Source organism: Ruegeria sp. BI11, from assembly GCF_056538005.1.
Genome location: NZ_JBQFSM010000017.1, coordinates 70,219 through 82,266 on the forward strand (window position 1 = coordinate 70,219; position 12,048 = coordinate 82,266).

Below are 12,048 nucleotides of genomic sequence, written 5' to 3' on the forward strand. Positions count from 1 at the left end.
CCACCATGGCAATGAAAATTCGTCTCGCCCGCGGCGGCTCGAAAAAACGTCCCTTCTACCGCATCGTAGCTGCTGACAGCCGCATGCCCCGAGACGGCCGTTTCATCGAGAAACTGGGCACCTACAACCCGCTGCTGCCGAAAGACAGCGAAGAGCGCGTGAAAATGAACATGGAGCGCATCCAGTACTGGCTGGATCAGGGCGCACAGCCCACCGACCGTATCGCGCGCATGCTGGAAGCTGCCGGCACCCGCGACAAGGCCGAGCGCAACAACCCCAACAAGGGTACCCCGGGCAAGAAAGCTCAGGAGCGCGCGGAAGAGAAAGCTGCAAAGGCTGCTGAAGCTGCCGAAGCAGCTGCTGCACCGGCTGAAGAAGCTGCAGCAGAAGAATAAGCAGGCGAGCGCGTGCAGGATCAGACATTCACTGACGATTTCCGCACGCAGTTCGATCTGTTGATGCGGCTCCGGCGCGACGTGCGCCGGTTCCGTACCGACGCGATAGACGAGGCAGTGCTGACGCGCTGCCTCGACGCATTTCGACTGGCCCCTTCGGTGGGGCTCAGCGAACCCTGGCGCGTCATCCGCGTCGAAAGCGAGGCCGCGCGTGCCGCCGCGCTGAAGAATTTTCAAACTGCCAACGCACGGGCGTTAGACGGTTATTCCGGCGAAAAATCCCAACTATACAGCCAGTTGAAACTGTCCGGCATGCAAGAAGCCCCGGTGCAATTGGCCGTATTCTGTGACGATGCCACCGACAAGGGGCAAGGGCTGGGCGCGGGAACAATGCCCGAGATGCGGCGGTATTCGGTGGTGTCCGCCGTCACCCTGTTCTGGTTGGCGTTGCGGGCCGAGGGGCTGGGGCTGGGTTGGGTGTCCATTCTGGACCCCGACCAGTTGGCGCGCGACCTGAACGTGCCGAACGACTGGTGCCTGATCGGTTATTTTTGCGTCGGTAGACCTGAAGAGTTTTCCGACACGCCCGAACTGGAGCGCGCCGGCTGGGAAAGCCGCCATGACACGTTGCCGATTGAGGTGCGCTAAGGATGTTCGGGCTTATTCGACTTCCCATCTTGCTGATGATCGCATTTATTGTGGGCGTGTTCTTTGAACGCTCGAACCAGCGCGAGGCCTGTGAGTCCCGCGGCGATTGGCAGGACGGATTATGTGTGACGGTGGACTAGCCAAATGAGTGATCTGATCTGCGTCGGCAGCATTGCGGGTTCTTACGGTGTACGCGGCGAAGTGCGCCTGAAAAGCTATTGCGCGATCCCCGAAGATATCGAGGCTTATTCGCCCCTGACCGATGAAGAAGGCAACGCGCGTTACCCGCTGGTCCTGACCCGTTCGATCAAAAACGGCTTTGCGGCTCGGCTGGGCGGGGTTGAAACCAAAGAAGAGGCCGACGCTTTGAAGGGCCTGCGCCTGTTTGCGCGACGCGATCAGTTACCATCCCTGCCCGATGATGAATTTTATCACACCGACCTGATCGGGCTTGAGGTTTACGACACTGGCGGCACCCTGCTGGGCCGGGTGAAATCGGTGCAGAACCACGGCGCGGCCGACTTGCTGGAACTACATGGGCCGGGACTAAAATCAACTGTCCTGCTCCCCTTTACGCTCGAGGCCGTTCCGACCGTTGATCTAGACAAGGGCCGTATTGTCGCGGACCCGCCCGAAGGGTTGATCTGATGCGGAGGGTTTTGCTGCATCTGGGACTGCACAAAACCGGCACCACCGCGGCGCAGTCTTTCCTATACGACAACCGTGAACTGCTCTGGCCGCATTTTTCGTTGGTTCTGCCTTATCGCACCCGAAACCTGGGCCTGTCGCAAGCGGCTACCACCCATTCCATCTATGGCACCGTGGGCACATTGTCCGAATTCGGCTCCCGGCTAAACGCCTTTTTAGAGACGTTGGATTTCGGCACCAAACGCGGGTTGATCATCAGCGAAGAAAACTTCGCCGGACTGCGCCCCAGCCGCAACATCGAGCAAGGCTATGCGGCGGCACCAGAACTTGCCGCCTGTCTGGTGGACGCGATCCGCCACCGCTTCGACCGGCAAGAGGTTGAGTTCACAGTTTACCTGTCTTTGCGCCAGCGCGGTGGCTGGCTGCGCAGCCTTTGGGCACATGATCTGGAACGCATGCGCCAGGTCCACGATTTCGAAACCTTCCAGTCAAACATGGATCATCTGCCATCTTTACAGGACACCGTAGACCAAATCCGCGACCGGCTGCCTGCGGTCACCGTGATGACGGGGTGGCTTGAGGAACTGCAACTGCAACGCTTCGGTCCCGGCACCCCGTTTGCCGAGTATCTGAACCTGTCGCGCGACAAAGCCAAACGTCTGGTGCCGCCTTCCCGGGTGAACAATCGCCTGCCCGAAGACGTTCTGGCGGAACTTCTGGATCTGAACCGTTCGCGTCTGGACGAAGCCGCCCTGATCGAACAAAAGACAGCGATTATCGAACGCGCAAAAGGCGCTCTGATCGGCACGACATGACAGACAAACCCAGTAAATCCCACGGTCGCAAAGCGATCCGCCCAACCCTGAAACCGCGCGAGTTGATGACCCCGACGCCTGACCTGCACGGTGTATGGAAGGCCAAGATTATCACCCTGTTCCCTTCGGCCTTTCCCGGCGTGCTTGGCGAAAGCCTGACCGGCAAGGCATTGCAGGAAGGTCTTTGGCAGCTGGAAACTGTCGATCTGCGCCAGTTCGGTATTGGCAAGCACCGCAATGTCGACGACACGCCAGCGGGCGGTGGCGCCGGTATGGTGTTGCGTGCCGACGTGCTGGGCGAAGCGATTGAACACACGATGGCGGGTGTTCAGGGCAACTGGCCGCTGATCTATCTCAGCCCACGCGGCCGCCGGATGGATCAACGTATGATGCAGAATCTTGCACGGTGTGACGGCATGACCCTGCTGTGTGGCCGCTTCGAAGGCGTCGATGAACGGGTGCTGGAACACTACGGGGTGCAAGAGGTTAGCTTGGGCGACTTCGTTATGACCGGCGGTGAGATCGCGGCACAGGCGCTGATAGACGCCACGGTGCGGTTGATCCCCGGCGTGCTGGGCAATCAAGCCTCAGCCGAAGAAGAGAGCTTTTCTTCAGGTCTGCTGGAACACCCACAATACACCCGCCCTGCCGAATGGAAGGGTCGCCCGATCCCAGACATCCTGATGTCCGGTCACCACGGGCGCATTGCCGAATGGCGGCACGGGATGTCGGAACAGATTACTCGCGAACGGCGCCCTGATCTGTGGGAGATCTACCGAAAGGCGCGGGATTAACCCCCTGCCTTCCATCGCGCCCAGCTCTCGGGGTGGCCGTTGAACGTGTTGATATCCACCTTTCCTTGCACGCCCGGCACCAGCCCGGTGCCGGTATACTGCCAGAACCGCCAGGACGCTTTGGGATAGACCTGATGGGGGTGCCCGGCAACGGATCGCAACCAGAATTCAGTTCCGCGCAGACGCCCGATTTCGGTGTCCCCATGGAAATCCACGGTCGTGTAGACAATCGGACGGCGACCGTAGTGACGTTCAAGAATGTCGAGGAACCGTTTGGCCTCGGCCCGGACAGTGGCACCATCGGGGCGCAGCCTGCAGGTTCTGGAATGCGGGGTCCACTCCATATCCAGCACATGCGGCAGATCGGCCCCCTTCGGCACATTCTTGATGAACCACCGCGCCTGCTCATGCGCCGGGCGACAGAAGTAATAATAGTGATACGCCCCCCATGGTACGCCCGCCGCCTGTGCGCCGCGGCGGTGATCGTCGAACAGGGGGTCAGCTACGTCTCCACCCTCGGTCGCTTTGATGAACACGAAACTGACGCCCGACGCCTTGGCTTTGTGCCAGTTGATCGGTCCCTGCCAACGCGACACGTCCAGCCCATGCACCGGGTAATGCCCCGGGTGCCGCCCGTCCCAGTCATGCGGGTCGGCGTCGCCAAAGGCCGGGTAGATGACCGAAGGGGAGGTCGTGCTCAGAAAAGCTTTGGCCTCGACCTTTTGGGGCGGAGGGGTGCTGCGACCGCAGGACAGGGTCGCAAAGGCCAATGCGGCCAGAATCAATGCAATGCGCATGATCGGTTCCTGTTTTTTAAATTTCTGCTCGTATAATTGCCTCCAGAATGCCTGATCGGCCCAATAAGGCAACGGTGCAGTTTGCAGACGGCAAAAACCCACCGCCCCGGCATAGAAAATATGGCGTTTTTATCTTGATCCCTGACCGCAAACCCCTTAAAGCAGCGCAATCCGGTGCCGCGCGACGCGACTCCGGTGTTTTGGTTTGCATTATGGCGCAACGCTCGGCTTTCTTCAGCTACCGCGTGTCAGGGCAAGCCAGACCAAAGGAACATTCGATCTGACCTCTGGCGGGCTGTACGCAGGACCCGATGAAGACCAAGAGCTCTCAGGCCGTGCTTAACTTCGTGGACCAACCACGAGCAGATAGGAGTAACTGCGATGGACCTGATCGCACAGCTTGAGGCGGAACAGATTGCCGCCCTGGGGAAAGACATCCCCGATTTCAAAGCCGGTGACACCATCCGTGTCGGCTTTAAAGTGACCGAAGGCTCGCGCACCCGTGTGCAGAACTACGAAGGCGTCTGCATCGCGCGCAAAGGTGGCGATGGTATCGCCGGTTCGTTCACCGTCCGCAAAATCTCGTTTGGCGAAGGCGTGGAGCGTGTGTTCCCGCTGCACTCGACCAACATCGACAGCATCACCGTTGTCCGCCGTGGCCGCGTCCGTCGCGCCAAACTGTACTATCTGCGCACCCGTCGCGGTAAATCCGCACGTATCGCAGAAGTCACAAACTACAAGCCCAAAGCTGGCGCCGAGGCGTAAGGAGCGGAAAGATGAAAAAAGACATCCATCCCGATTACCACTTCATCAACGTCAAAATGACCGATGGCACCGTGGTTCAGATGAAATCCACCTGGGGAAGCGAAGGCGACCAGCTGGCTCTGGAAATCGACCCCTCCTCGCACCCCGCGTGGACCGGTGGCTCGTCGCGCCTGATGGACGCCGGCGGCCGCGTGTCGAAGTTCAAGAAGAAATACGAAGGTCTCGGCTTCTGAGCCTGATCCGTTTCGAATGCGAAAGGCAGTCCTTTTGGGGCGGCCTTTTTCTTTTCAGAGTAGGTTTTGAGACGGTGCAGAAGGCCTACCAGAAAGGAAGCACCTGAAGACACTTCCGCCGATTGCACTCGCCATAGGCAGCGATCGCCGCACTACGCCGAAAAGATGTTACACTTGGCACTAAGAGCCGCCCTGATACGACGGAGACCCTGAAGATGCCCAAGTACAATGATATGTTCGAGCTTTCGATAGAGGATATGGACCTGATCGAAACAGCCTTGCGCGGCTTGGCTGCGTCCCGGTCTCTGGCAACACCAGATGAAACGGATGACGGCAAAGTGGTGCGCGAGAACACACTGCGCCGTGTCCACGATCTTCTTGGCAAACTGCACGATCAGAAGGTTTTCTACCGCCCGAAAGACGGGGTGTATCTGGGTGGCTAGTTATCTTTAAGCTCGCGAATCAATGCGGTGCTCGCGTCAGCTCAGCCGCGCTATGAACTGGCGGTACGGGTCCGCGCAATAGCAGCAGCGCAAGCGCCATACCGATGAGCGCTGCAATCGCAGCGACAACCATCGCGCTATCAAAGGCGTTGTCCTGCAAATCCCGCAAGGCTTTGGCCAGAGTCGCACTGGTCGACGGGTCCATGCCTACGATTAGCTGTTGGATTTGGCTGGGGGTGCCATGTGTCAACGCGTGCGCCAGATCCTCGCGCTGGGTCGATCCGGCAGGCAATGCGTTAATCACCTCAGACAGTCCCCGGCGCTTGGTGATGGATTCGGCCAGGCCTCCGACCACTGCTCCTAGCGTAGCTCCGAAATAAAGGCAGGCGTTGATCACTCCAGATCCCTGGCCGACATGCTCTTCAGGCAGCAGACGCAGGCCGAGGCGCGGCAGCAAGGAAAAACAGATTCCCATGCCGATGCCTACAATAAGCAGTTTCCACCAGATTTCGGCATATTGTGTGGTGTTATTCGTCGACATTAGTAACAGGAACCCGCAGGCCATCGCCCCCAAGCCAATCGCGACAGGCCACTGGAAACTATAAGGCGCCAAAAAACGGGGCGCGGTCACCGAGATGACAAACATACTGAGGCTGAGCGGCATGATCGCCAGCCCCGCCTCGATGGAGCTGTATCCGAAGGCATCCGGTGACTGCACGAAAGTGTTGAAATAGACAAAGAAACAGAACAGCGTGAAGCCAGTAAAAAACATGCCCGCCGCAGCCATGAAATAGCGTGGATGGAGGAAGTATCGCAGCTCGATCAGAGGGTCGTCGCTGCGGCGCGATACAATGACCAGTGCGACCGTTGCCACCGCAGCCACGGCCAGCGGCACCAATGTCAACGGTGTGGTCCAGCCACCGCTTTCTCCGTTGCTGAGCGCGAAGGACAGCGGCCCCAGGAAAAAAAGGATTGCGACGGCTCCGGGGTAATCGAACTTGGCCCCGGCCAAACGGATGTCGGGCACATATTTCCGTCTGCTGACGTGCAAGCCGATGGCAAAGGCTACGGCCAGCAGCAGCAGGTCAGTCGCGAAAATCGCACGCCAGCTGATGAAATGGCCCATCGCACCGCCCACTATCGGACCGACACCAATCGCCAATCCGACGACTGCGCCCCAAGCACCAGTGACGCTGGCGCGCTGCTCCTCGGGCGTGGCCGCCGTGAGAACGGACAGAGAGGTGCCGAACAGTGCCGCTGCCCCAGCTCCCTGCGCACCGCGACCGATCAGCAGCATCGTCCCATCCTGCGCAAACATGACCGAGGCCGACCCGATCGCAAAAACGATCATGCCAAAGAAAAACACGCCCATCTTACCGGTGATATCGCCTAGCCGGCTGACAATGGTGACAAGCGTGGCACTGGCTACCGTGTAGGTCGCCATCACCCACTGTAGCCCGGACGGGGTCAGGTCGAACTCGGCCTTCAGGTTGGGCAGGACAGTGGTAACGGCGGTCGTATTGAACCCCACGACCATCATGCAGATCGCCGTCATCGCCAGCACCACGCGGGCACGGGCCTGCGGTGTAACTTCTGCCGAGGTCTTGTCAGTCATCAACGTCCCTCAATCTGTAGATCTTTAATGCAATTAATCAGCAGTTTAGCGATTTTTATCTCGGCGCATAGGGTGCGCGTCAAATCCAATAAGACAGCGCAACTGGCAGGACCACAATTGTGGTCAGTGTCGAAACCAGAATGAAACCGGCCACGTCGGGGCCGTATTCCGGGACGTGTTGGTCAATGAACAGGTAAGTCGCCACCGAAGACGGCATCAGGCAACACAGGATGAACGCGCCGCGTTCAGCCCCGGTAAAACCGAACGCCCAGACCAGCACGCTGGAGATCACAACCGCCATGACCAGATGCAACAGGGTCAGAACCACCGCTAGACCCAGTCGCTTGATCTGCAATGTCGCCAACGTATGGCCCAGCGTCAGCAGCATCAGCGGAATCGACAACCCTCCGAGAATGTCAAAGGATTTGGCAAGAGGTTGCGGCAGACTGTACCCGGTCGACACTAGGATCAGCGAGATGATCACAGCGTAGATGATCGGCGAGGTAGCGATTTTCCGGGGCGAGAATTCTCCGGCCGGAATCCACATGCCGACGGTGAAGATGCTGGTCAGCACGACGACAACGAAGCCCATCGCATAGGCCATGCCTGCGTCCCCCAAAGCCAGCAACGTGATCGGCAAGCCGATATTGCCCACGTTGCTGTGCATCAACGGTGTCAGAAACGCGCGTACCGGCAGGCGCATCACACTCAGGGCGGCGAACCCCAGCACTCCGAATCCGGCAATGGCCAGCGCAGCGGCAGCCATCACATCTAGAAAGGTACCAATAGCGATACTGGTTGCGGACAGATGCGAGATGATCAGCGTCGGGTAGCCCACCCGCGACACGATTCCACCGATCACCTTATTGTCGAACGGTGCTTTGATCAGGGCCAGACAATACCCGATTCCGGCACAAATCAGAACGGGCAGGACCACATTCAGAACGTTCAGAAACAGATGATCCACTGGCCGCCCCTATCGCAATCCTCTGCGCCTGACAGTGAATCAGGGCACCATGTTTGGCAAGCATGCAGCTTAACCCTATTCCAGATCATGGTTTTCCAATTTAGGGCCTTAAATCACCGCTTGAGGTTCTTCCCATCCCGGCTTCCACAACATATAGTGGTTCGCAACAACGTGTGGGTAAACACGGCGGGACATGGGAATACAGGCATGGCACATATCATCGTAGTGGGGAACGAGAAGGGCGGCGCGGGCAAATCGACCGTGTCGATGCATGTGGCCACCGCACTGGCCCGGTTGGGTCACAAGGTCAGCACGCTGGATCTGGATTTGCGACAGCGCAGCCTGGGACGGTATTTCGAAAACCGCGGCAGATTCATGAACGGGTCCGAAGTCCCCCTGCCCAGCCCGCGCCATCATGATCTGCCCGAAATTGATGCGTCCAAGCTGAAGCCAGGCGAGAATATCTACGACCACCGCCTGTCGGCCGCTGTGGCTGAGCTGGAAAGTGACAGTGACTTTATCCTGATCGACTGCCCGGGTTCGCACACGCGTCTCAGCCAGGTGGCGCATTCGTTGGCCGATACCCTGATCACGCCGCTGAACGACAGCTTCATCGACTTTGATCTGCTTGCGCGGATCGATTCAAAGGGTGAGAAAATCCTCGGGCCGTCGGTTTACTCCGAAATGGTCTGGAACGCGCGGCAATTGCGGGCACAGGCCGGGCTGAAGCCCATCGATTGGGTGGTCGTGCGCAACCGCGTCGGTACGCAGCGTATGGTCAACAAGGAAAAAATGCAGCGCGCGATCGAGATGTTGTCCCAACGCATCGGCTTCCGCGTCGCTTCTGGCTTTTCCGAGCGAGTTATCTTCCGCGAGCTGTTCCCGCGTGGCCTGACACTGCTGGACCTCAAGGATATCGGGGTCAAACAGCTGAACATCTCGAACATCGCGGCCCGGCAAGAACTGCGCGACATGATGAAAGAACTGAACCTGCCGGGTGTCGAGATCGACTTTTAGAACTTGTTCTAATGTCCAAGCTGCATAACTCAGCTTCCGGACTCCCCCCTTGCCCTTGCGCCTCACCTGCTGCAAATTTGTACGCGGAGGAGAGATGCCATGACATCCGAGACCGCGGGTTCCACGCCACCGGATAAACTGACACCGCAGCAGCAGTCCATGCCCAAAGTCAATAAGGTGACCGCGGATGATATCACCGCATCGCTGAAGGCCGGGTTTTCGGACTTTCTGGCGCGCCCCTTCATGAGCGGCTTTTTCGGGCTGTTCTATGCGGTTTTTGGAATTCTGTTGGTTTGGGTTCTGGTCGGACTTGGCAAGATCTGGATGATCATTCCCGCCATCGTAGGATTCCCGCTGGTCGCGCCGTTCGCCGCCGCCGGGCTTTATGAGATGTCCCGCCGGCTTCAGAAGGGCGAAAGCTTCGGCTGGTCTGAAATCCTCACCGTCATGGCCAATCAACGCAAGCGTGAAATGGGTTGGATGGCCTTCGTCACCCTGTTCATTTTCTGGGTGTGGGTCTACCAGATCCGGCTTTGGCTGGCGATCATTCTGCAGAAGGCATCTTTCTCGGATTTTGACGGCTTTTTGAACATCGTATTCTTCACCCCGCAGGGCTGGACATTCCTTGTTGTCGGCACATGCGTGGGTGCATTTCTTTCGACTGTTCTGTTCTCGGTGACCGTCGTGGCTATGCCCATGCTGCTGGACCGGGAAACCAATTTTGTTTCCGCCATGTTAACTTCCTTACGCGTCGTCTCTGAAAACCCGGTGGTCATGCTTAGCTGGGCGGCGATCATCTCGGTCACCATGCTATTGTCGCTGGTTCCAGCATTTCTGGGCCTGATCTTCACTCTGCCGATCCTCGGCCACACCACATGGCATCTCTATCAGCGGGCGGTTTCACCGGCACAGGGGTGATCTAGTCAGCCAGCTTAAAAGTCCAACTTTGCTTAGGCGGCATTATAGACCGTAAACAACTCCTTCGGCTCTGGCACGCCACGCAACATATAGCGCCCGACCGAGATCAAATCCTGACCACAGGGCTGAGCCGCGCGCGCCACATCGTCCGAGATCAATATACGCTGTCCCAGCGACCGGTGCATGCCTGCGATGCGGGCGGTCTGGTTCACGGCTGGCCCGATAACGGTGAAATCCAACCGGGTCTCAGACCCGATATTGCCATACAGAATCTCGCCCGCGTGCAAGGCCAGTGTAAAGTTGGCCACCGGCAATCCCTCGGCGGCGCGACGGGTGTTCAGGTCTTCTATCCGTTGCTGCAGCATCGGCACCGCCTTCAGCGCAGCGCGGGCGTCTTCGTCGATCTCACCAACGTCGAACATTGCCATCAGCCCATCCCCCATGAACTTCAGGATATTACCGTCATTGTCATGGACGACGCCGACGGCCACAGCCAGATAGTCGTTCAGCATGTCGATGATTTCACAACCCGGAAGCTCTTCGGAGAGGCTGGTGAACCCTTCCAGATCAAAGTTCCACATCACAGCGTCAATCTGCTGCAGCGAACCCCGCCGGATTTCGCCAGACAACACCCGCCGCCCTGCATCACGACCCAGATATACCCGCATTAGATCCTTTGAAACGCGCGTGCTGGCCGCAGATTTCAACGCCAACCCCAGATGAGGTAAGGCGGTGTTGATCAGGTTGAGATCCTTGTCCTCGAACCCTTGGGGCGCATTCGAGGTCCAAGACATCAGCACCCCGTCCACCGCCTTTTTGGCGTCTTTCGGCGCATTGTGGGTCGGTACATCAAAGCTGACTCCGGTGGCATAATAATCAGTCGCCCCGATCTGGCGCAGTTCGTTCAGCAATGGGAAACGACTGGGCTCGTTCTGGTCGACCAGGCGTTCGCGGATTTCGTCCATATCATTGTTCAGGATCGCGAACAGAGGGCTTTGCTGCCACTCTTCATTAGGTTCGTCAGAAGAATCGAATGTCTCGATTTCTCCGCCTTCCCCCTGATACCAGCTAAAACCGGTGCCACCGTAGACCGGGTGCAACGCTGGTTGTGCCGCGTGAAACCGCATCAACGGAACGCCCAGCTCCAACAGCTTGTTGCAATAACCGTCCAGCAATTCTTCTTTCGGCGCGCCTTCCAGCCCTCGGGTGACAAGCCAATTGATAAGATCAGTAGATTTCGCCGTTTCGGCGTTAAGGGTCGTCATTTTATTTTTATTCCAGTGTCCGCTCTGGATGTCATCTGGGGCCCAAGCGGTGCAATTACCAGTGGTCAATCCATATGCGCCAGCCGCCGCAACATTTTGCGCAACAGTACGACTTCATCTTCGTCAAATTGGGCTGTCAGCTTTGCATCATAATGCTCGGCAATGCCTCTCAGCTCGCGATAGACGAATTGGCCCGTTTGGGTCAACATCAGGTTTTCCACCCTACGGTCTGTTTCACTGCGATTGCGCACCAAATAGCGACGGGTCGCTAAACTGTGAACCGCGCGGCTGATCTTGGTTTTGTGCAACCGGGCGCGTTGCCCGATCTCTTTCGCGGTCATCTCTCCGTAGTTGCCCAGATGGAAAAGAACCCGCCATTCGGTGCGCAACATACCATAGCGGTCCTTATAGATCTGCTGAAACTCCAACGAGATTTCTTCGGCTGCGCGGTTCAGCAGATAGGGTAGAAATTCCTGCACATTAAAGGCATCAATTTTATCGGTTTCAATCTGGGTCATGCTTGTTAGTTACAAAATCAACTATTATCCCACAAGCAGCAACCGGAGGAACACAGGATGAACCATCCGACCAATCCGCATGAAATGACCCAAGCCAGCACCGCTGCTGGCACCCATGCGGGCTACTTGCCTGGTTTTGGGAATGATTTTGAGACTGAGGCGTTGTCTGGGGCTTTGCCGCAGGGGATGAACAGCCCTCAGCGGTGTAAT

Annotated in this window: 17 protein-coding genes; 12 read left to right on the forward strand and 5 right to left on the reverse strand. The window is 57.9% G+C overall.

Annotated features, from left to right (window positions below; translation table 11 throughout):
• Positions 1–5: 5 nt before the first annotated feature.
• From rpsP to trmD, 6 genes are read left to right on the forward strand one after another with little or no spacing between them, the layout of a single operon-like run.
• Entirely contained in the window at positions 6–395 is a 390-nt protein-coding gene (gene rpsP, locus ACR0DT_RS23175; protein ID WP_170350323.1) for a 30S ribosomal protein S16, read from the forward strand.
• Between the two features lie 12 nt (positions 396–407).
• Entirely contained in the window at positions 408–1,043 is a 636-nt protein-coding gene (gene bluB / locus ACR0DT_RS23180; RefSeq protein ID WP_480713033.1) for a 5,6-dimethylbenzimidazole synthase, read from the forward strand.
• A gap of 2 nt (positions 1,044–1,045) precedes the next feature.
• Positions 1,046–1,183: a hypothetical protein gene (locus ACR0DT_RS23185; protein WP_480713034.1), complete on the forward strand. Its 138-nt coding sequence runs from the start codon at positions 1,046–1,048 to the stop codon at positions 1,181–1,183.
• A gap of 4 nt (positions 1,184–1,187) precedes the next feature.
• Positions 1,188–1,691: a ribosome maturation factor RimM gene (rimM, locus tag ACR0DT_RS23190; protein ID WP_480713035.1), complete on the forward strand. Its 504-nt coding sequence runs from the start codon at positions 1,188–1,190 to the stop codon at positions 1,689–1,691.
• Positions 1,691–2,506 carry a hypothetical protein gene (locus tag ACR0DT_RS23195; protein WP_480713036.1) on the forward strand — a complete coding sequence of 272 codons (816 nt, stop codon included), beginning with the start codon at positions 1,691–1,693 and terminating at the stop codon, positions 2,504–2,506. Before rimM ends, ACR0DT_RS23195 begins: the two co-directional genes overlap by 1 nt.
• Positions 2,503–3,300, forward strand: coding sequence for a tRNA (guanosine(37)-N1)-methyltransferase TrmD (gene trmD / locus ACR0DT_RS23200; RefSeq protein ID WP_480713037.1), 798 nt, complete (start codon positions 2,503–2,505; stop codon positions 3,298–3,300). The genes ACR0DT_RS23195 and trmD overlap by 4 nt, the downstream gene beginning before the upstream one ends.
• On the opposite strand, the gene ACR0DT_RS23205 is transcribed toward trmD, so the two are convergent.
• Positions 3,297–4,097, reverse strand: a complete 801-nt coding sequence (locus ACR0DT_RS23205; RefSeq protein WP_480713038.1) for a glycoside hydrolase family 25 protein — start codon at positions 4,095–4,097, stop codon at positions 3,297–3,299. The genes trmD and ACR0DT_RS23205 overlap by 4 nt on opposite strands.
• A 381-nt stretch (positions 4,098–4,478) precedes the next feature.
• Here ACR0DT_RS23205 and rplS point away from each other — a divergent pair, with 381 nt between their 5' ends.
• The 3 genes from rplS (at position 4,479) to ACR0DT_RS23220 (ending at position 5,538) form a co-directional block, all read left to right on the forward strand.
• Entirely contained in the window at positions 4,479–4,862 is a 384-nt protein-coding gene (gene rplS, locus ACR0DT_RS23210; RefSeq protein WP_170350317.1) for a 50S ribosomal protein L19, read from the forward strand.
• Between the two features lie 11 nt (positions 4,863–4,873).
• Entirely contained in the window at positions 4,874–5,095 is a 222-nt protein-coding gene (rpmE, locus tag ACR0DT_RS23215; protein ID WP_170350316.1) for a 50S ribosomal protein L31, read from the forward strand.
• 215 nt (positions 5,096–5,310) lie between these two features.
• Complete coding sequence (locus tag ACR0DT_RS23220) at positions 5,311–5,538, forward strand: hypothetical protein (RefSeq protein WP_480713039.1); 228 nt, start codon at positions 5,311–5,313, stop codon at positions 5,536–5,538.
• 19 nt (positions 5,539–5,557) lie between these two features.
• On the opposite strand, the gene ACR0DT_RS23225 is transcribed toward ACR0DT_RS23220, so the two are convergent.
• Together ACR0DT_RS23225 and ACR0DT_RS23230 are read right to left on the reverse strand one after the other, a co-directional pair.
• Positions 5,558–7,153, reverse strand: a complete 1,596-nt coding sequence (locus tag ACR0DT_RS23225; RefSeq protein ID WP_480713040.1) for an MFS transporter — start codon at positions 7,151–7,153, stop codon at positions 5,558–5,560.
• A gap of 79 nt (positions 7,154–7,232) precedes the next feature.
• Positions 7,233–8,120, reverse strand: a complete 888-nt coding sequence (locus ACR0DT_RS23230) for an AEC family transporter (protein WP_480713041.1) — start codon at positions 8,118–8,120, stop codon at positions 7,233–7,235.
• A gap of 207 nt (positions 8,121–8,327) precedes the next feature.
• Between ACR0DT_RS23230 and ACR0DT_RS23235 the strand changes: the two genes are divergently transcribed.
• Both ACR0DT_RS23235 and ACR0DT_RS23240 read left to right on the forward strand, forming a co-directional pair.
• Complete coding sequence (locus ACR0DT_RS23235) at positions 8,328–9,137, forward strand: division plane positioning ATPase MipZ (RefSeq protein WP_480713042.1); 810 nt, start codon at positions 8,328–8,330, stop codon at positions 9,135–9,137.
• 99 nt (positions 9,138–9,236) lie between these two features.
• The gene (locus ACR0DT_RS23240; protein WP_480713043.1) at positions 9,237–10,055 is read left to right on the forward strand and encodes a DUF2189 domain-containing protein; all 819 of its coding nucleotides are present in this window, start codon (positions 9,237–9,239) and stop codon (positions 10,053–10,055) included.
• A 32-nt stretch (positions 10,056–10,087) separates the two neighbouring features.
• Here the strand turns inward: ACR0DT_RS23240 and ACR0DT_RS23245 are convergent, their stop codons facing one another.
• Complete coding sequence (locus ACR0DT_RS23245) at positions 10,088–11,320, reverse strand: adenylate/guanylate cyclase domain-containing protein (RefSeq protein WP_480713044.1); 1,233 nt, start codon at positions 11,318–11,320, stop codon at positions 10,088–10,090.
• 65 nt (positions 11,321–11,385) lie between these two features.
• Positions 11,386–11,838: a MarR family winged helix-turn-helix transcriptional regulator gene (locus ACR0DT_RS23250; protein WP_480713045.1), complete on the reverse strand. Its 453-nt coding sequence runs from the start codon at positions 11,836–11,838 to the stop codon at positions 11,386–11,388.
• Between the two features lie 57 nt (positions 11,839–11,895).
• Here ACR0DT_RS23250 and ACR0DT_RS23255 point away from each other — a divergent pair.
• Positions 11,896–12,048 (forward strand): homogentisate 1,2-dioxygenase (locus tag ACR0DT_RS23255; RefSeq protein WP_480713047.1); only part of this gene is annotated, 153 nt, incomplete at its 3' end.

Excerpts from the sequence above, each read along its gene's own strand:
- rpsP (WP_170350323.1), top strand. The coding sequence starts at position 6 with ATGGCAATGAAAATTCGTCTCGCCCGCGGCGGCTCGAAAAAACGTCCC.
- ACR0DT_RS23185 (WP_480713034.1), top strand. The coding sequence starts at position 1,046 with ATGTTCGGGCTTATTCGACTTCCCATCTTGCTGATGATCGCATTTATT.
- rimM (WP_480713035.1), top strand. The coding sequence starts at position 1,188 with ATGAGTGATCTGATCTGCGTCGGCAGCATTGCGGGTTCTTACGGTGTA.
- ACR0DT_RS23195 (WP_480713036.1), top strand. The coding sequence starts at position 1,691 with ATGCGGAGGGTTTTGCTGCATCTGGGACTGCACAAAACCGGCACCACC.
- trmD (WP_480713037.1), top strand. The coding sequence starts at position 2,503 with ATGACAGACAAACCCAGTAAATCCCACGGTCGCAAAGCGATCCGCCCA.
- ACR0DT_RS23205 (WP_480713038.1), bottom strand. The coding sequence starts at position 4,097 with ATGCGCATTGCATTGATTCTGGCCGCATTGGCCTTTGCGACCCTGTCC.
- rplS (WP_170350317.1), top strand. The coding sequence starts at position 4,479 with ATGGACCTGATCGCACAGCTTGAGGCGGAACAGATTGCCGCCCTGGGG.
- rpmE (WP_170350316.1), top strand. The coding sequence starts at position 4,874 with ATGAAAAAAGACATCCATCCCGATTACCACTTCATCAACGTCAAAATG.
- ACR0DT_RS23220 (WP_480713039.1), top strand. The coding sequence starts at position 5,311 with ATGCCCAAGTACAATGATATGTTCGAGCTTTCGATAGAGGATATGGAC.
- ACR0DT_RS23225 (WP_480713040.1), bottom strand. The coding sequence starts at position 7,153 with ATGACTGACAAGACCTCGGCAGAAGTTACACCGCAGGCCCGTGCCCGC.
- ACR0DT_RS23235 (WP_480713042.1), top strand. The coding sequence starts at position 8,328 with ATGGCACATATCATCGTAGTGGGGAACGAGAAGGGCGGCGCGGGCAAA.
- ACR0DT_RS23240 (WP_480713043.1), top strand. The coding sequence starts at position 9,237 with ATGACATCCGAGACCGCGGGTTCCACGCCACCGGATAAACTGACACCG.
- ACR0DT_RS23245 (WP_480713044.1), bottom strand. The coding sequence starts at position 11,320 with ATGACGACCCTTAACGCCGAAACGGCGAAATCTACTGATCTTATCAAT.
- ACR0DT_RS23250 (WP_480713045.1), bottom strand. The coding sequence starts at position 11,838 with ATGACCCAGATTGAAACCGATAAAATTGATGCCTTTAATGTGCAGGAA.